This window comes from Microbulbifer sp. CnH-101-G (assembly GCF_052466775.1).
In genome coordinates, this window is the sequence record NZ_CP174292.1 from 1,035,600 (window position 1) to 1,054,030 (window position 18,431).

The window sequence follows — 18,431 nt, forward strand, 5'->3', positions numbered from 1 at the left end:
GCTAGTTTGAAGTAGCCTAAGGATTAAAAGACTGGCTGTGCCCTGTCTATTATTGTGGTGCTAATTTTTTATTATCTAGCCATCTGAATAAAAATATGAAGTAAGAGTTTACTTTTCCTATTCTATTTGTCCTAGCTCTAGGATTATGTCAATTGGCGAGATACCTTAAATTATATCGGTGGTAATATCTTCAAACTTTCCTCAACCTTTCCAATTTACCAGTTCGAGATAGTACTCCAGTTAAAATTTAGGCTCTTGGGTTTATGACCAAGCATCGGCTGAAGGCTTGGAGGCTGACTGTGAGTAGTTGCTACGGGAATTCGCTGTTGAATCGAGGCAAAAGGGACTCTTCCGGTGTTTTGGCACTATTGGTCTAGAGAAGATTAAGATCTGCATAGATCATACAGGCTGTCTATGCTCTTCCAATTTGCTCACTGTACTTGTCAGCAAGTGCAGAGGCTCATTTAAATAACTTATAACCAGCTGATATCTTGAGTGGTTAATCTTGGCCTGAACACTATTATGAATAGTGCTCGTACTGGGTTCATAAGATCAATACGAGCTATTCTTATTTATCTCTCAGAATCTCCATCGCCGCATTATGCCCAGGCACCCCAGTAACCCCACCTCCCGGGTGACTGCCGGAGCCACAAAGGTACAACCCCTGAATCGGCGTGCGGTAATCCGCAAAGCCCATAAAGGGGCGGTTGCTCCACAGTTGGTCCAGGCCTAAGGCACCATGGAAGATATCGCCTCCCATCAAGCCAAACTTGCGCTCTAAATCCAGCGGTGAGTGGATTTGTTGGGCGATGATGGAATCACGGAAATTGGGTGCATAGTTGGTGGCGGTATCGATAATGGTCTGAGCTGCCTGCTCACGGTAGTTGTCCCAGCTCTTACCTTCCGGCAGTTTTGGAGCAAATTGTTGGCAGAATAGGCTGGCCACATGTTGGCCCTCGGGGGCCAGAGAAGGATCGATGGTGGAGGGGATCAATATCTCGACAATGGGTTGCTTGGACCAGCCGTATTGGGTCGCATCTATATAGGCTTGTTCCAGATAATCCATGGTGGGGCCAATGACGATTCCAGACTTGTGGTGCGGTTGTGCGTGTGTACCAGGTTTGCAGGTAAAGTCTGGCAGCTCAGATAGAGCAACATTCATACGGAAGGTGCCCGAGCCTACTCTAAAACCACGTACACGGCGGCGGAACTCCGGTTCCAGATGTTGTTCGTCTATCATCTGGGAATAGAGCAGTTTAGGGCCGACATTGGCGACTACTTTACCGGCAGTAAGGGTTTCCCCACTGCTTAGCTGTACTCCGGTAGCGCGACCGCCATCGATCAATATCTCTTTAACTTCAGCATCTGTTCGAATGGTGACTCCGAGGTGCTCCGCTTCTTTGCGCATCGCCTGGGTGATCGCACCCATACCGCCCATAGCATGTCCCCAAGCGCCTTTCTCGCCGTTTACCTCGCCAAACACATGATGTAGTAACACATAGGCGGAACCGGGGGTACTGGGAGCGGCATAGTTGCCGACGATAGAGTCGAAGGCAAACGCAGCTTTTACATGGTCATTTTCGAACCAAGCATCCAGCACGCTGGTGGCACTCTTGGTGAACAGGTCCAATGCATCACGACGGGATGCCATACTCAGTTTTTTCGCCCTCAGGCCAAAGCCGCCGGCGCGAATCAAATCCACAAGGCCGCCACCTACATTGGGGGGAGCACGCAGCAGTTCCTCGCGCAAAATGTCTGCCACCGTTTCCAGCATGGCATAAAAGTCAGGTAGAGTGGCTGAGTCTCTTTCAGAGAAGCGCGCAACCTCTGTCTGTGTATCCGCGAGATCCTTATGAAAAGAGAGGCTCTTGCCTTCTGAAAGTGGAAAAAAGTTTGATTGCGGCCGTAACTTGATCTCCAGGCCATGCTCACGTAAATGGAGGTCTTCTATGATTTTGGGATTAAGCAGGCTAACGGTGTAGCTAGCCACAGAGTTTCGGAAACCCGGGTGGAACTCTTCAGTAACCGCTGCACCGCCAACAATCGACCGGCGCTCAAAAATCGTTACATTTTTTCCAGCTTTAGCTAAATAGCAGGCACAAACCAAGCCATTATGGCCGCCACCAACAATCAAAAAATCCTTCATTATTATTCTCTGAGTAGGAAGATTCGGTATATAAAATATGCCAAAAAAAGTCGGGCGGCTCAATCATTGAATTCTTGGGGTAGGTATTGATATGTCGTCAATTAGAAAGAACACTCTACTTAATCCTGGGAACCTAAGATCAAAAGATTAGCAGCTGGTTTTAATAGATCGCTTTAGTCTATTGAGGAAGTTACGGGAGACTGGGATTTTTGTATCTGTACCAGCCATTCTTACAAAATGACGTCGTGATTGTGACTTTAATTCCAGCATTCTTTCTCTATTAATAATATAGCTACGATGCAGTCGATAAAATACTTTTCTCGGTAACTGTTCACAAAAAGTATCCAATGTCATATCGGATATTATGGTGTCTGTGTTGTGCAAGCGGGACCCTGATTCGGTAAGATGAACGCGGCGATAACGGCCTATACTTTCAATATAATTAATGTGATCGTGCGAAAGTAATCTTTGTTGGTTGCCATCGCTCAACAGTAAACGATTAATACTTGTAGTATTCCCACTTTGCTCTAAAGCATACATCTCCTGTTGCAAAATTTTACGAATGCTCCTGGCAATTAGTTCTGGCCTGGCAGGTTTTACCAGGTAATCAATAGCAACAGTGTCAAAAGCACGCAACGCATAATTTTCATAGGCGGTTAAAAAAATCAATTGATAATTCATCTGAGAGGTTGCTTTTGCTACATCAAATCCTGTTACTTCAGGCATTTCAATATCGAGAAAAACAATATCGGGTCGCGTGACCAAAATCTGTTCTATTGCAGACTTACCATCCGACACCTCTACTATGACTTCCAATTCGTTAAAAGTATCAATCACCTCCTTTAAGCTGTATCTTGCAGCAGGTTCGTCATCAACTATGGCAACGGTTTTCGGTTTCATCTGCGCTTCCTTGCAGGTGCTGTGAGTTAGTGTATGAGGTGACTTCTGGAATACGAATTACCATACTGGTGCCTCCAATACTTGAACTCAAATTCATTGAGTAATCATCAGCAAAATGTAATTTCAGGGATTCTGACAATATGCGTAGACCTTGACCCTCTTGTATATTGTTGTCATCAAAAGGAGGGCCGGTATCATGTACTTCTATTTTTAAGTAGCCAGTTTGTAATTCTATAATGATACTCACATGGCCGCCCCTTACAAAGGGTGTAATGCCATACTTAATGGAGTTCTCTACAACCGGTAAAAGCAATAAGGAAGGGACAAGTTTTCCCTTCAATACGGCTGGGAAATCTATATCAAAGGCAAGTCGACCATCGAATCGTTTACGCTGCAATAAAAGGTAGAGTTCCACCAGCTGTAATTCTTCTTCTAAGGTTGCCCAGTTATTATTGGAAAGCCTAACGGTGCCGCGCAATAAATCAGAAAGGTTATAAATAAGTTCTTTTGCAACTGGCGGATCTCGGCTTATCTCAGTCGCTATCAAGTTTAAAGTGTTGAATAAAAAGTGAGGGTTGGATTGCATCTTAAGCATCTGCAATTCTGTCTTCTGGGCATTCATGCAGGTTTGGTAGTGTAATTCCTGCTGCTGGAATATGTACATTACAGCCATGTAAATGAGCGATTCAAGTAGCAGTACCACGACTGGTAAAAATTTGACATTTGATACATTATTTTCGAGTGGGATTTCGACAATTGGCACAACCCAGATAAAAATCAAAAAAATAACGATGGGCCTATATAGCCAAATATACTGCTCAATCAAAGATGTTAGTAATCTCTTGACTAGAGTCTCAAAAATATTGAACAGTAAGTATCCAACAAAAAATACACTCCATATCTTGATTGTTACCTGCAGTAAAAGATAAATATTGAGATGGTTGAGCAAATAAAGTGCGCTAGAGATAAGGCCAATATTAAAAGATGGCCAAATAATCAAGAATATCCATGCTTGATTAGGTTTTCTCTTGCGAATTTCCAGAGAATTTTGGTTGGTTGTGGTTTCTATCAATATCTTTCAATTCCAATAAACTTTCAGGTCGTAAAAACCATAAGTAACTATGGACGTTCACTCTTGTTTCGTCTACCGCAGGGTTTGAAATATAAACCATAAGTAAAAAAATTTTTGGTCTTTTTGAAAATTGCTCAGCGAATATTTTTGATTTGTGTGGAGGTAAGGCAATTTAAATCCACTGGTTATTCTTAAGTACGAGTTAAGTGTAAGAAATCTAGATGACTATTTAAACTCTTTGTGTTGAATAATATGGCTTAAAGCACCGTTGATACGAATATTTACACCATCTGAACAATCCTGCCTTCTTTACGGTGTTGTAGTAGTGATATCTGTATTCCTCACTCCTGGCATTTACTGTTTACTGACTGCAAAAGGAATACATCCATGGCAAATCACTCTTTATCACCAGATATTAAAGAGGTTTACTCTAAGCGCAGATGGCCAAATATCATTGGCGCCTTTATGCTTGGAGTTTTAATCACTGCTTGTAACTCAGATAACTCTGAAGAAACAACAGAAGAAATACCAGACTCCTCTGGGCCGAATAGCGAGGCCTGTAAATCAGCAGAAAACACAACGCAAGTTACCGATGCTGGTGTGGAGTATATGGTTACTCCAGAGGCCTGTTTTGATTCATTGCCCGGTTATGAGTTTGCTGCTAATTACGTAGAAATTGATGGCTTAAGTATGCATTATGTGGATGTAGGGCCAGTTGATGGGGATGTTGTATTACTCTTGCATGGCCAGCCAAGTTGGTCCTATCTTTATCGGAAAATGATTCCTATCCTCGCAGAAGCTGGTTACCGGGTAATAGCACCCGATAACATCGGCATGGGTAAGTCAGATAAGCCAGTTGATGTCACGATTCACCAATTCGAACAGCATGTTGCTTGGACGAAAGCCTTTATTGATAAATTACAATTAACTAATATCAATCTTTTCGTACATGATTGGGGTAGTCTTTTTGGTCTTCGAATTGCCGGTGAAATATCGCACCATATTGCGAGATTAGTTGTCGCTAATGGTAACCTGCCAATAATCCCTCCTGGTAAAAATCCATATATTTACCCTAGTTTTGAGTTAGACGAGTCATTAGGTGATGCGGCAACATTTTTTGCCTCCCGGTCAAGCGATCAAGTTGAGGGATTCCAGCAGTGGATTGACTATGCATCTAGTGTGCCTGAGCTATTGGCCGGAGATGTGGTTCAAGTCTTGACAGTCTACCAGTTGACTGATGAAGAAATTTCCGCTTACAACGCACCTTATCCCAGTATTGATTACAAAGCGGCAATACGTGCTTTTCCTGCCATGTTTGTTGATATCGAGATGCAAAATATAATTGCTTGGCAAACACTCGGGGCATTTCATAATCCTTTTATGTTTAATGCCGGTGAGTTCGATCGAGGCTTAGGCAGCGAGGAAAATCAGCAAAAGTGGATCGAGCATGTACCAGGATCGGATGGTAATGATCACAGGCGTTTTTTGGCTGGGCACTTTATTCAAGATGACGTGGGTGAAGAATTAGCTATTCACTTATTAAACTTTCTACGAAGCACCACTCCAGAAGAACCATTGCGTGCAGGTGGTCCATCCTTCAATTTCCGTTATTGCGAAATTTTGCTTTCATATCAAGATGGTTCAAGTATAAAAGCAGAAATCTGGGGTACACCGGGAGTTAACTATTGCCCACAGGCCCAGTGGGAGGCTCTAGATCTTAGTGATATAGCTGCGGAATATGATGCACTATCAGCCATACCCAATGGGCCTCGTTTTTTTGTTGTGGATGAAAATCTAGGTGGCGACATCATTTTACCCAGTCCAGACGATGAATACCGATTATTTGGCGAGTTAGAAATGCGTTTATTAACTAGCGTTGATCTGACTGATAGTCAAGGGGAGGACGTTGCCTATGTTCCTGGTAAAGTACTAAGGGATAACATCTGGTTATTTTATGAAGGTAGACGTGTCTATGAGTTAACAGATATCAATGGGCAGGTATATATCATGCAGTCTTTTAGTCGCCTTGAAGATGCCAACTTACAGATGGATGATTTGAAACATCTGGGCGCTCGTCTCAACCTACCTGAAGGGTGGACATTCAGGAGCCGAATTCTAAATGAGCCCTTACAGGTTTCAGCTATTGATGGCATAGCCCTGGTGCTTAAGGATGACCTGGGTAACAGCTACCAACTCGTACCTTAATTTTAGCTAGATATTTAACGTAAGTTTTTCAATAAATATGTTGAATTGATTGAGGCCCGCTTGTTTTTAAGTGGGCTTCAATTTTTTGATCTGTAGATCCTGGGTCAAATCTATTTTTTGAAGTTCCTGTTATTAACATTCAATATGTTCGACTGATCCGGAATTGTTATTGCTGGAGTCCAAGTTAAAAAAGGAATTTCTGATTGTCTTGAGCACTTATTTTTGAAGTGAACCCTTGTTTTCATTGGATAGAAGTATATTCAATTTGCACTTACTCCCTATGATTAAAAAGTTTATTCTTCCCCTCAGAAAATAAACGTCTGATTAATCCTTTAGTCAAGTAAGCGAGCTGTATTTGCAAGGCGCCGAATTGCTCAATAAGGAGTTTACACTAAATCTAAGTAAAAAAACTTCTGTAGCCATTGATGTGCAAGTGCAAACTTAATCAGGCACCTCAGTGACGGCATAGGATGTATAAGTCTGTCAATCTTTCTTGTTCATAAGTAAAGTTCATCTATCTGCGGATAAATACCATGTGTATTGGGGTACTGCAAATAGAAAATTCTTAAAGTTTAGATGTGCAATGATGAAAATAGTGTCAAAATATCATCATCGCCGGTTAAGCGCCTTTCTTGATCCAGGGAGCTTAAAAAGCATATTAAGCGCTTTTTTCATTGTGAAGTGACGCCAGCGACCATCGGAGGATCTAAAGTAGAGGATTAAGTCTTGTATATAAGCAAATTGCATAGGTTGGGGTAAGCTTTGGGCAAAGCTTCTTACCGAAGAGGTACGATTATCAAGATCTCGATAATCTTCGTTTAATAAAGATAACAATCTGTTCTTGTTCTTATTTTTTAAACATATATTCAATATGCAACAATCCAAGCGCGGCAAGAAAAAAGTTACACTGCTTAGTGCAACGCTGCTCAGCGCAACCTGCATGATTGGGTCAGGCTGGCTTTTCAGTGCTCAATTGACAGCGAGATATGCCGGCAACTGGGCATTCGCAGCTTGGATCCTAACAGCAGCTCTGGTTTTGATGGTAGGCCTTTGTCTTGCTCGTGTCGTAGCAATTCATCCAGTAAGGGGAGCATTAGCTCAAGCCAGTGCTTTATCGTATAACAATATCTTTGGTATGCCTTTTGCCTTTGCTAATTGGTTTGGCATTCTGATGGTGGTTGCTACAGAAGCTCAAGCTACAACACAGTACCTTTCATCAGCAATTGGATCCTCTTTACTGATAGAAAACTATAGGCTTACGACCTGGGGGAAAGTGCTAGCCCTTAGTATTTTGGGTCTTTATCTGATGGTTAATTTTTATGGAATTCGCTGGTTAACTAAAATCAACAACGTGGTCACAGTACTGAAAATATTTACCCCGCTATTTGCACTTACGGTATTGCTCATTGTAGTTTTCACGCGGAATCAAACTGGTTCTAATTTTTCTCTCTCTTCTAATCAGGAATTTGAGTTCCATAGTGCATTCTCTGCCATTATTGGTGCTGGACTTATTTATTCATACAATGGTTTTCAAGTGAGTGTTGCGTTTGCTAGTGAAATCAAAAAACCCAGACGCAATATTCCATTGGCTATTATTCTTTCGATAGTTATTATCACATTAGTCTACCTGTCGCTACAATTTGCCTTTATGGAAGCAGTGCCACATGAGCTATTGATTGAGAATGGCGGTTGGCAGGGGTTGAATTTTGCATCGCCACTCTTAGATTTAGCGACTCTTCTTGGCCTGCATTTTCTGGCGCTTGTATTGTTGGTAGACAGTGTTACCAGCCCTTCTGCCTCTGGATATACGTATCTTGGTGCTTCATCAAGAATTTTATTTGGGATGGCACAAGTAGGACAAATGCCTCGATGGCTAGCCGTATTGGATCCGGTACACAATATTTCCAGGCGATCGATTCTAGTTAACTGGGTTTTAGCAGCGATTGTTCTAGCTAATGCGGATAGCTGGGCAGCACTTATGGTAATTGTGACCGGATATCATGTCGTCAGTTATATGGCTGCGCCTATCAGCATGGGGGCCCTTGAGCCTAATACTCGCTGGTTTGGACTTATTGTATTTATTCTATTGAGCTTACTGATGCTGACATTGGAGTCTTCGTCGCTACTTTTGCTATGTGTTTCCTTGAGCATTCTAGTATCTATTTATGCAACATTACATATTTCCGGAGCAGGAGTTCATAAGTTAATTGTCTTCACCTTGCCATTCTTGACATACTTGTGGGTTCTATATTTTGTCTCGAGTATGTGGCTGGTTGTGATCGTATCTGCAGTTTTTTATCGAGTAATATCATCTCGTCCCTATGTGGAGTTTTGCAAGAGTCACAATATGGAGAGGGGAGGGTAGAGTAGAGGGTTTAAACTAAAGCCGTAGAGAGGCGCTTTATAGGCTTAGTGTTTTTTACTGAAGAGTCAAGTTAGACCTGGAGACGAAAAGCTAATATCTACCAGGTCAAAATCTATTGGTCAAACCATAGAGTTAATCATCTTATTGGCTTTTGAATTACCAGAGCCATGATTGAGATCATCCCAGGTAACTCGGCCAGAGGCAAGATCTAACTTAACACCTTGGTGGCCAACGTAGTTGCCGCCCCGACGTAAATTCATCTCGGAGAATACTCCCTGGCTATTGAAGTTGAATTTCTCTAAATTGCTAATGTTAAAATTAACATCAAACATTCGATTAAATTCTAGCACACCACGTACTGTATCAATTAAGGCTCGAGTATGTATCAGGCTGGACCCATTCCCACTCATGGTTTGATGTGAAGAGTTACCATTAAGGGATACGCCACCAAAAACCCATCCCCGCCATTTTCTTCCCGGCGCAATAGGGCAGACCGCTGCCATGATCTCGAATGCATCATCCCTTACCTGTTGAACTTGCATAGAGCCAGAAAAGTGCGCGACCACCCCAATTTTTCTGGGTGCACCACTATAGAGTACTAGCCCCACACAGGAACCATATCCATCAGAGCGTAACGTTCCTGCATTGGTGCCAGTCACCCAAGTACATTCAGGTCTGAAACGATAAGCAGCATAACCGCCTCCCAATCGAACTGCCATGACCGAACCTCCTTATTGGAAATTTGTAAGTTATGTGACCGGTTGGTCTAAAGCAGTATAACGATAAATTGTATGGTGAGCCTTTTCAATATCATCAGATTACACTGTTGACGACTGATATTGGTTGGTTAGTTATCGACGCGGTAGTTCATTTATTTATGAAGGTGAGGATTTATGTCAAACAGGTTCGGCAAAATTGATATTGGTTTTGTCTCGGGGGTATTTTACTTTTCGAGTGGTTTTTATAGTTGCTTCTGGCTAAATGAATATTGAGTAAGCCATAGATACAGAGTTATTTAAGAATCTAACAAGACGTTATTCTATGCTTGGGAGTAAACGGGATCTACAGTTAGCCTTTGTTGCGGATCAGGCTTGGCTAGATAGTGGGAGGCAAGCTTGGTTATTTTAAGCTAAAAAGGCAAAGGCTTTCTTTGGTGTGCTTGTGGGGCAAATTCAATATGCTTACACACAATAATAGTCAAGGTTACATTTCAATTGTGTAAGAAATATGGATTTTATGTGATTTATTTCAGGTCGAGATCTATCGATTATCTTCAGGTCTTTAAATGCTAGTTTTAATCACTGCTTGATTTCTAATCTTAAGCTATAGCTTGATGTCAGCGCCTTTATATGTAGTTAAAATTTACAGGGAAGGTGGTTTTTTAGTTTATTTATTCCTCATTTCATTGCTTTAATGGAACAAATTACTGAGCTCCCATTTTTGTAATTTTCATCTTTTTTTGGCCTGGCGGTAGGAACCGTACTAATTGAAGGCGGTCCATAGCTTTGTCGCAAACGCTGCTCTTGAGGCATACACATGCTTCAACTGGCTAAGGAACTAGCTCAACAGGGGAAGGATATTGGACAAAATTGAATAACAGGCAGAAATATGATTTACCAGAAAACCAAATTAGCATCTGTATTAAAACAACCTATTTTTAATCATGCATTAATGGCTTTAGTACTGGCCGGACTCAGCTCCAATGCACTTAGCCATGGTTATGTAGAAGCAGCTGATGGTGGTGTTGCCTCTGCACGTGGAACTCTGTGCAAATACCCTCTTGATACTGGAGAAATGAATACTGGCTGTGGCGCTGTCCAGTGGGAGCCGCAAAGTGTTGAGGGTGCCGAGGGGTTCCCTGATAGTGGCCCAGCCGATGGCCAAATCGCCAGTGCTGGGAATAGCTCCTGGTCTGAATTGAATGAACAATCTTCTGATCGTTGGGTTAAAAACTATATTAGTTCTGGTTGGCAAACCTTTAAATGGCACTTTACTGCAAACCATGTAAGCCGCGATTGGAAATATTATATTACCAAGGAAAACTGGAACCCGAATTCTGCCTTGACTCGAGACCAGTTTGATCTTGATCCCTTCTGCGAAGTGGATGGGAACTATGAGCAGCCTCCAACAGATATGACTCACGAGTGTCAGGTGCCAAATCGTGAGGGCTACCATGTGATTCTTGCTGTTTGGGATGTTGGGGACACGGTGAATGCCTTCTATAACGTTATCGACGTAGAGTTCGACGGTGATAATGTAACCAATACTGAATGGAGTGTTGGAGGCACAATTAACCCAACTCAGGACTTAAATGTTGGGGATAAGGTGTATACCCGTGTTTTTGATAGTACCGGCGAAAACGATTCTTACTCTACTGTTCTGGAGATAACTTCTGGTGAACAGGGGATTGCCGAAAACTGGTCTCACGATCTAGCTGAGTTAATCAATCAGGAGCAATCCAGCATTCGAGCCGGTGATTATGATGGCAGTAGTAGTTTTGAGCCGTTGTACGGTATCAATAGCATCTACCTGTTGGGCAGTAGCGGCCTGAGAAATGTTGAGATTGGATACGAACTTAGCGCTGACCAGGATGATGCCACTACAGGTGACGATGATTCTGGAGAAACCGGTGATAGTGAGAATACTGGGAGTTCAGGAAGCAGCAGCTGTGCAACCTTCGAGCAGCCGTATGCTGGTGATCCAGGCTACTCGATTGGCGATGTAGTTATTTACGAAGGGGTTGCCTACGAATCTAAGCACGAGCCCAATTGGTGGTCTCCGAGCTCAGCGCCCACATTGTGGAGCGAAACCACATGCCAGACAGAGGGTGATGACTCTGGCAGTGATACTGGCACGGGATCAGACGATAGCAATGACAATAGTGTCGATGACAATGCTAGCGGTGATGAAGGTTCGGCAGCTTCTTGCCCTGAGTTTCAGCAGCCTTACGCGGGTGATGGGGGCTATGAAGTCGGTGATCGAGTAACTTTCGAGGGCCAGGTATATATTTCTACTTTTGGGCCCAACTGGTGGTCCCCCTCGGCTGCACCCCAGTACTGGGAGCAGAGTTCCTGCCAGTAACCTAGGTACTCCTAGCCGTCTCCTCTTGGGGAGGCGGTTCTAGAGAGAAGCCCGTTTTAATACCGAGGGCAGGCGAAAAACCTGGTATCTCGTTAATCGCTAAAGTATGCTGATTTTTGAGTTAATTAGCATAAATTCCTGAAGGGATTTATCATTTACCATTTCTCTCTAACGCTATCGATATACCCCAGTATCTAATGTTGTAGAATCAATGGTTGTTTGGCCACCTGATTGACAGCTTTATGAATTCATACAGTCCACAGGCTGAACATTAATTTGTATTTTAGTTTTCCTTTTTCATTTCATATTTATTTATGTTATTCAAGATAAAGTTTTCTGAGGTGTTTGGCTTTCTTTTGATATCTTACAAATTAAAATTTTATGATTGATAATTCTTTTACTTATCACTATCTCTAGCGGATCGAAACATTAAGGTTGTAATTAAATTTCGAAAAGAATACTTATCTTTTTATTCGAATTTAAACCTGATGCTGGTTAAGTGGGTGGGGGATAGTTTGCGACTTGGTTAGTTTGCATATTTGATTGTATTTTTAAAGTTACTTCTACTTCTACTTTTCCTTATTATTTGGATTGAGATGTTTCATTTAATCGCTAACTGCCCGAATATATTTCTCCCGCTGGTTTATTCTCCCAGTTTGGTAGTGTTGATTGTTGTGCCGGCGGGCATTTCAGAAAGCCAATTAATCAATCTATAGAGTCGGGATTTACTCAAGCTACTGGATTCTCGCCATCTGTTCTCTTCCATCTTTGCCAAAGTGACATAAAGTAGTATTTTGCCTTCAACCCCAAGCGTTGACCCGTATCCATGCATAACACCACCGCGGTTGTCACTATCGAATTCGATTGTATAGTTTGCATTGGCGACTCTAATGGATGTAGTTATTTGATTAGAATCGCTATCAGATCTTTCTGAGTTGATGATTACAGAGTTTCCATCAACAGATAAATAGATATCTATAGACTCATTGGTTTCTTCAACTTGAAAATTGGACCTGCCCGCTAGTTGAACCACATCGGATGTGGAAATATCTTGCTTGTCGATAGCTCGCTTAGCTACAGACTTTAAAGAGTTAAAATCAGAGTCGTCTAATACATTATTAAATGTCTCATTTGCCAGGGGTAGATTAGAAAATAATGTGAAAAACAATGATGCAAGAATTGATGTTTTTGTATTCATCTTATCTCTCAGATTGATTTGGTTGGCTGACGTTAAAAGATTTCTCATGGGGGAAGTATCGTTGTTACCAACAAAGCTTATTCGAAAGGGTGGATATTTGGGGTGTGAATAAAGCGTCATTTCGAGGGAGTTGTTATGAATAATCTGATAAGGATAGTTGGGGTGCCAAATTGTTTCGAGAAATTTTAAACCGTAACTGAATAGTACGCCTCTTATTTGGTCAGGTATGATTAAATTCACTTATAATCAGAAAGGATATTTATGCCTTCCTTGGTCCTAAATGTCGCAATCTCTTTTATTTCATATTCAGTGCATTAAGAGGAGGTGATTGAGTGCAAATCTAAGATGTACGGAATTGAGAGGTCGATGGGCTTATAAGTGGGTGGTGATTTGTCGCGCTGATCAGAATGATTTACCTTTTCTACTCTGGATGCTGGGTTACCCAGGGTAAGCGAGGAGAGGTAATCGAGGATATGGAATATACCATTTATAGTAAATCGCTCTACTGGATGGTTAGCTTTTGGAGTATCTACCTAACAAGTTCAGGATTTCATGCTAAATAAGACTATGGTAACATTAGGCATAGCTACAGATGCTTTTCTCAAAGCTTTGCAACCTCGGTCTCGACAAAATATTTTTTATTTTTAGTAATTATGTTTAGATATGGTTTGATACTCATTTCACTTTTTATCTTGGTAGCATGTGATAAACCTTCTCAGCCGCCAAGAGAAAGCTCAAAAATTTCCAATATTGCTGCGGATAAGGCAAGAGGTGATTCGGTAAAACTGGATGATGTCTTGGTGGACCTTGAAGGGTTAGTTGAATCTTTGGAAGAAGAATCTTCACCTGAAGTTGAGATTGGCAGGAGTAGGGCTGATAAGCATGAAGAACAAAATGTGCCCGTCAAAGAAGTACGTCATAAACCACTAGATATTAGTGCTGCCTTTGAGGAGGGCGTTACATCTGGAAAAGGATATGATTTTTCCAGGAAAAATACACTCCCGGATCTATTTGAGCAACAGAAAAAGGAGGAGGGAGTCTCGTTTAGTGGCAAGTTAATCAATGATCCTGCTAACCCAGACTACTTCGATTCTTTAGAGGGTGCAGAATTCTCAATTGAGGTTAAAACCCGCTAGTGAAGTTTTAATGTGATATCTACTGGGCGATGGATTTGGTGGCCGTTAACTTCATTTGGTACATCCTTCTAGAAAGATATTATTTACTATAAATGCCTTGCTTTTCTTGAAAATAGTTAAGATTATATTTGTCGCTCTCAGAGGTTTTCTCTTGAGAGCTGCTGTGATGTTTTAAGTGTGTGTATTTCACTCCTTGTCAGTTTTGAATTGATGTTTCTTTTTTGGAGTGAGATTAGGATTTTATAACAAGGAAGTCTGCATTATGTCTGGAAGTTACCCCAATAGAATTAAACAGTTGCCACTATATGATGGTCGCTTTGATGCCTATAAACTTGAAGCGAAAGGAAGTGATGTACTTTTTGCTTCTTATCCCGCAGGCACGACTATTCCAGCCCATGTCCATGAAACGGATAATTATGGGGTGATTACAAAAGGGGAACTGGTACTGACTATGAATGGTGTTGTTCAACGATTTGGTGTTGGTGATTGGTACCATGTGCCCGCCTATACCGAACATGCCGCTTCTTTTGAACAGGATACTGATGAAATCGAGTTTTGGTTTAATTCAGATGGCAAAGAATAAATTACCTCAGCATATTTTTGTTATCGTGCAGAACTACATTTGTAAGCTTAGTGAAGTGATTAAAAAGATTGGATAACCCGGATGCGGTCATTCATGGCTCTCACGGAGATTGGGATTTCTGGTGCGAATACTTCCCATGCATGAATAACACCAGGGCGCAGGTGAAACTCTGTGCTCACCCCGTCATTGGTGAGTAGCCGTGCATATTGGATATCTTCATTACGAAAGATATCCAGCTCGCCCACCTCAATATATGCTGGAGGCAATCCCTCAGCGTTTTTCAAGTGTGCCGGGGCAGCTACAGGGCTAACGTTGTTTGTGCCTGCGGCATCCCCGAGATAGGCACGCCAGGCGGTGAGGTTGTCATCATTGGTCCAGAGTACTATAGGGGCCAGATTTGGATCCTCGATAATATTCCGATCATCAAGCATTGGGTAGATAAGGATTTGCCTTGCCAAAGAGGGGCCTTTCCGCTCTCTTGTCAGGATGGTTAGTGCGGCAGATAACCCCCCGCCAGCACTATCTCCCATAACAGCTAGTCGATTGGGGTCTACATTTAGCTGCTTGGCATTTTTATGTAGCCAGCTCAATGCGGAGAAGCAATCTTCAATAGGGGTAGGGAAGGGGTGCTCCGGCGCTTTACGATAATCTACTGAGAGAAATGGAACCCCACTTTTAGAGACATAGTTTGCGACTGCTCGGTCGTAAATCCCAACATCGTTAAAGATCAGGCCACCACCATGCAGGTAGAGTACTGCTGAGCCCGGTGTCGAACCCTCCTTACAATACCAGCGTAACAGCATACTGGACCCATCCGCTGCCTTTACCAGAAAATCTTCAATTAAAACATCACTTGGCATAGGCTGCGTGCGAAGTACTTCTCTAAGAACCCTCTCTCCAATCTCACGCCTTGTTGCCACATCACCAACGGCGATTGGTTCTATTGGCTCTAGTAGCGCGCTAAATTTATCAAGTGCCTGGGTAAAATCCCTGTCAACTGAAAAGGCCATTGTGTATCCGTACTTTTGATTTGGTGCAGACTTCAACTTCTTAGGAAGAAAAATCCGGGCGCCTATAGCTTTGTCCATTTTTCTACGAGTGTGTTGTAAATGGTGCCTGAATCCTCCTCGTGACGTGGTCAATTAGCCAGTTTATTCAGGAAAGAAAAGTAAAACTGAAACTTAATGGTCATACCGGAATGATATCGTTTACTGGTGGTTCTCTTGTACCAAATACGAAATCTTATGAAAAAGCAACTTTGTAAGTTGGTTTCGAGTATTTTTTTTACTCGTTATGCGAGTTTTGAAATATAAGAAGTGAATAGCGTAGGGAAATTGAAGCTATCCATTGGTTTTCTCGCCCGGAAATGTGCATGCATTGTGAAATAGTTAAGTAGCGTTAAGCGCGTATTGATGCCGCAGAGTTTTAGGGTAATTTCTTTCCTGGAACGTTAGTGCTTATTTTAATTTTTTAATTCATTGAATAAGTTCGAGGAAACGCTCTTAAGTTGGCGTAGCCACTATCAAGTAATCTTTCAGGAATAAATAATGCTAAAAATAAACTCCATTCCTCTTCTGGTACTGGGAATCTCAGTGTCGATGATGGCAGTTGGTGAAATAGATAGCGGTGATGCAAAGGTACAGCGACTGGATTCACAGGGACAAATCGACACCCGGGCACCTTTATCTAAAACGCTTTGGGCCGGCGCGCACAACGCCTATGCCTCTTACCAGTGGGACCAGGGAGTCTACACTGATGTTAACCAATGGTATGCTCCGGAAAAACTATTCCATCGTGGCATCCGCCTGGTGGAGTACGATACCTATCCTTCATCCACTTTTAGCTCTACTCCACATATGTGCCATATGGGGCTTGAAGAGGCCACCATGTGTATTTATATGGCTGGTACTGCAGCAACTCTGGGGGATGGCTTTGATGAAATCACCGATTTTCTTGAAGATAATCAGGATGAGGTGTTGTTCATAAAATTTGAAGCCTACGACTCCGACTATCATCAAAATTTCAGAAACAAAATTGGTGAGAAGATAGAGAGCCGCTTAGGGGACTATGTTTTCAAGCCAACGGACTGGGGTTATTCCGAAGGTGATTGCGCCTCATTACCGGTGCAAACGTTGACAAAGCAAGACGTGCTGGATGCAGGACGGAATATTATTCTTTTTACTCAGGTCCCCAGAGATTACCCACATACCGTAGACGATAATCTTTGCGATTATCACGATGAGTCACATACCAGCAAGTATTTAAGAAATGTCTGGATTGGTGTGGATGAGATGGATGCTTCTGGCAATCTGACTTCCAATGAACCCTTGGCACAAAACTCCAGCCAATTGACAGCGGATTCTGATGGCAATAGCAGTGTGACTACCCACTATAAAAACGGGAATTTCAGTGTCGCACTGGATGCGACTACAGAATACAGCAAAAACGATATTAAAATTTACGGTGATACCGTTCAAGAAAAAGCGCAAGCAGGTTATCAGTTGATTGAGTTGGCTTTGGTTGAAGCCAATGCAACAACTATTGGTGCTTCCAAGGCTCCACAAATAGAAGACTATTTGTGGTCTTGGAGAGATGATTCACCGGGTACCGAACACAACTGTAGTTGGCTGACTAATGATGGCGAGATCCGAGATTACAATTGCTCGTCAGAACGTGTATTTGCCTGTGTGGATGATGATCGCAACTGGCATATCAGTGAGCCCACTGGTGCCTGGTCTGATGGCTACAGTGTTTGTGCTGCTAAAGGTTATCGCTATGGAATGCCCTACAATGCCCTTGAGAACTCTGAACTTTATGCTGAAAGGAATGCTCAGGGGATAACCACTTCGGTTTGGGTGAATTACTACAAAGTATTTGATGGATTCTGGCTTGCGAGCCAGGAAGCTTACTCTGATTTTGGCTATCTGAAAAAAGATGAGATTGGTGGAACTGGTGGGGATTCATTTGATTCTATCGATCTTGTTAAGCGTAAGCTACTCGGAAGTGGCACGATGAATCTTAAGTCAGTGCAGATTCGTTCTGGAAGCCGTATTGATGGTTTAAAGGCCTGTTATGAATTCCGGCAAGCTGTCAGCCATGCAAATGCGAGTGAACATGAACTTTGCATGGAGTATGGCGATGGAGATGGGGGTTCAATGGGCTCTGTTCTGAATTTTGATACTACGAGTGGGGAGTACCTTGATGATGTCAAAATTTGCTGGGACGACGAAAAATACAGTTCCGGCAGTGTTTATTATTTGAAACTGACTTCTAGCACAGGTGAGACAGTTTCTGGTGGCTCTCAACAGGGTTCTTGTACGGCCTACTCTTCTACCTCAACCCAGCAGCTATTTGCTTTCCATGGTCGTCATGGGGATGAAATTAATGCTTTAGGGGTGCATAAACTTTCCAACTCATTAGTTAATGCCGGATATTATGCGACCGACTGGCTCAACAATGATGATCCATCCTCGGGAGGCATAGACTATGAAAGTTTTAATGAGCAGAAAGCGGCTGGTAACATTTCCCGTAATTGTGAAGTAGGGGATGTAGTTGGCATCGTCGGACGTTTAGCGGATTCCAAGTTGGACTATAGGCTAACTGGTGAAGATCTACTTGTCGGAGATATTGGTACTAATTATCGTTTCTTCTGCGCTACAGAGGTGTGTAGTGATTACGAGGTGAAATACTTCTTCTCTACATCATCTTGTTTGCCTTAGACCTCGGAATTTTGAGCGGATAGGAG

The 18,431-nt window shown here is 42.4% G+C and carries 12 protein-coding genes; 6 read left to right on the forward strand and 6 right to left on the reverse strand.

All coding sequences use genetic code 11. The annotated features are described in order from the left end of the window. Nucleotides 1-568: 568 nt before the first annotated feature. The 3 genes from ACJJID_RS04745 to ACJJID_RS04755 form a co-directional block, all read right to left on the reverse strand. Complete coding sequence (locus ACJJID_RS04745; RefSeq protein ID WP_444921701.1) at nt 569-2,146, reverse strand: phytoene desaturase family protein; 1,578 nt, start codon at nt 2,144-2,146, stop codon at nt 569-571. Between the two features lie 147 nt (nt 2,147-2,293). Then, nucleotides 2,294-3,046, reverse strand: a complete 753-nt coding sequence (locus ACJJID_RS04750) for a LytR/AlgR family response regulator transcription factor (RefSeq protein ID WP_444921702.1) — start codon at nt 3,044-3,046, stop codon at nt 2,294-2,296. Beyond that, on the reverse strand, nt 3,018-4,118 hold the full coding sequence (locus ACJJID_RS04755) for a sensor histidine kinase (protein WP_444921703.1): 1,101 nt from the start codon (nt 4,116-4,118) through the stop codon (nt 3,018-3,020). The genes ACJJID_RS04750 and ACJJID_RS04755 overlap by 29 nt, the downstream gene beginning before the upstream one ends. Before the next feature lie 387 nt (nt 4,119-4,505). On the opposite strand from ACJJID_RS04755, the gene ACJJID_RS04760 reads away from it, so the two are divergent. Together ACJJID_RS04760 and ACJJID_RS04765 are read left to right on the forward strand one after the other, a co-directional pair. Further along, nucleotides 4,506-6,323, forward strand: coding sequence for a haloalkane dehalogenase (locus ACJJID_RS04760; RefSeq protein WP_444921704.1), 1,818 nt, complete (start codon nt 4,506-4,508; stop codon nt 6,321-6,323). An 871-nt stretch (nt 6,324-7,194) separates the two neighbouring features. After that, nucleotides 7,195-8,688 (forward strand): APC family permease, encoded by a 1,494-nt coding sequence (locus ACJJID_RS04765; RefSeq protein ID WP_444921705.1) that lies wholly within the window; start codon nt 7,195-7,197, stop codon nt 8,686-8,688. 119 nt (nt 8,689-8,807) lie between these two features. On the opposite strand, the gene ACJJID_RS04770 is transcribed toward ACJJID_RS04765, so the two are convergent. After that, the gene (locus ACJJID_RS04770; protein WP_444921706.1) at nt 8,808-9,407 is read right to left on the reverse strand and encodes a hypothetical protein; all 600 of its coding nucleotides are present in this window, start codon (nt 9,405-9,407) and stop codon (nt 8,808-8,810) included. A gap of 889 nt (nt 9,408-10,296) precedes the next feature. On the opposite strand from ACJJID_RS04770, the gene ACJJID_RS04775 reads away from it, so the two are divergent. Continuing rightward, on the forward strand, nt 10,297-11,769 hold the full coding sequence (locus ACJJID_RS04775) for a lytic polysaccharide monooxygenase (RefSeq protein ID WP_444921707.1): 1,473 nt from the start codon (nt 10,297-10,299) through the stop codon (nt 11,767-11,769). Between the two features lie 643 nt (nt 11,770-12,412). Here ACJJID_RS04775 and ACJJID_RS04780 read toward each other — a convergent pair. Continuing rightward, nucleotides 12,413-12,967, reverse strand: a complete 555-nt coding sequence (locus tag ACJJID_RS04780) for a hypothetical protein (RefSeq protein ID WP_444921708.1) — start codon at nt 12,965-12,967, stop codon at nt 12,413-12,415. 668 nt (nt 12,968-13,635) lie between these two features. On the opposite strand from ACJJID_RS04780, the gene ACJJID_RS04785 reads away from it, so the two are divergent. Further along, nucleotides 13,636-14,103: a hypothetical protein gene (locus ACJJID_RS04785; protein WP_444921709.1), complete on the forward strand. Its 468-nt coding sequence runs from the start codon at nt 13,636-13,638 to the stop codon at nt 14,101-14,103. A 262-nt stretch (nt 14,104-14,365) separates the two neighbouring features. Next, a complete protein-coding gene (locus tag ACJJID_RS04790; protein WP_444921710.1) occupies nt 14,366-14,686 on the forward strand; it encodes a cupin domain-containing protein in 321 nt (106 codons plus the stop codon). A gap of 59 nt (nt 14,687-14,745) precedes the next feature. On the opposite strand, the gene ACJJID_RS04795 is transcribed toward ACJJID_RS04790, so the two are convergent. After that, a complete protein-coding gene (locus ACJJID_RS04795; RefSeq protein ID WP_444921711.1) occupies nt 14,746-15,696 on the reverse strand; it encodes an alpha/beta hydrolase in 951 nt (316 codons plus the stop codon). 537 nt (nt 15,697-16,233) lie between these two features. Here ACJJID_RS04795 and ACJJID_RS04800 point away from each other — a divergent pair. After that, nucleotides 16,234-18,405, forward strand: coding sequence for a jacalin-like lectin (locus ACJJID_RS04800; RefSeq protein WP_444921712.1), 2,172 nt, complete (start codon nt 16,234-16,236; stop codon nt 18,403-18,405). Nucleotides 18,406-18,431 lie beyond the last annotated feature (26 nt).

What these genes read in the sequence shown, in the direction of transcription:
- ACJJID_RS04770 (WP_444921706.1), bottom strand. Translation starts at nt 9,407, where the DNA reads ATGGCAGTTCGATTGGGAGGCGGTTATGCTGCTTATCGTTTCAGACCT.
- ACJJID_RS04790 (WP_444921710.1), top strand. Translation starts at nt 14,366, where the DNA reads ATGTCTGGAAGTTACCCCAATAGAATTAAACAGTTGCCACTATATGAT.
- ACJJID_RS04745 (WP_444921701.1), bottom strand. Translation starts at nt 2,146, where the DNA reads ATGAAGGATTTTTTGATTGTTGGTGGCGGCCATAATGGCTTGGTTTGT.
- ACJJID_RS04795 (WP_444921711.1), bottom strand. Translation starts at nt 15,696, where the DNA reads ATGGCCTTTTCAGTTGACAGGGATTTTACCCAGGCACTTGATAAATTT.
- ACJJID_RS04780 (WP_444921708.1), bottom strand. Translation starts at nt 12,967, where the DNA reads ATGAATACAAAAACATCAATTCTTGCATCATTGTTTTTCACATTATTT.
- ACJJID_RS04800 (WP_444921712.1), top strand. Translation starts at nt 16,234, where the DNA reads ATGCTAAAAATAAACTCCATTCCTCTTCTGGTACTGGGAATCTCAGTG.
- ACJJID_RS04750 (WP_444921702.1), bottom strand. Translation starts at nt 3,046, where the DNA reads ATGAAACCGAAAACCGTTGCCATAGTTGATGACGAACCTGCTGCAAGA.
- ACJJID_RS04760 (WP_444921704.1), top strand. Translation starts at nt 4,506, where the DNA reads ATGGCAAATCACTCTTTATCACCAGATATTAAAGAGGTTTACTCTAAG.
- ACJJID_RS04775 (WP_444921707.1), top strand. Translation starts at nt 10,297, where the DNA reads ATGATTTACCAGAAAACCAAATTAGCATCTGTATTAAAACAACCTATT.
- ACJJID_RS04765 (WP_444921705.1), top strand. Translation starts at nt 7,195, where the DNA reads ATGCAACAATCCAAGCGCGGCAAGAAAAAAGTTACACTGCTTAGTGCA.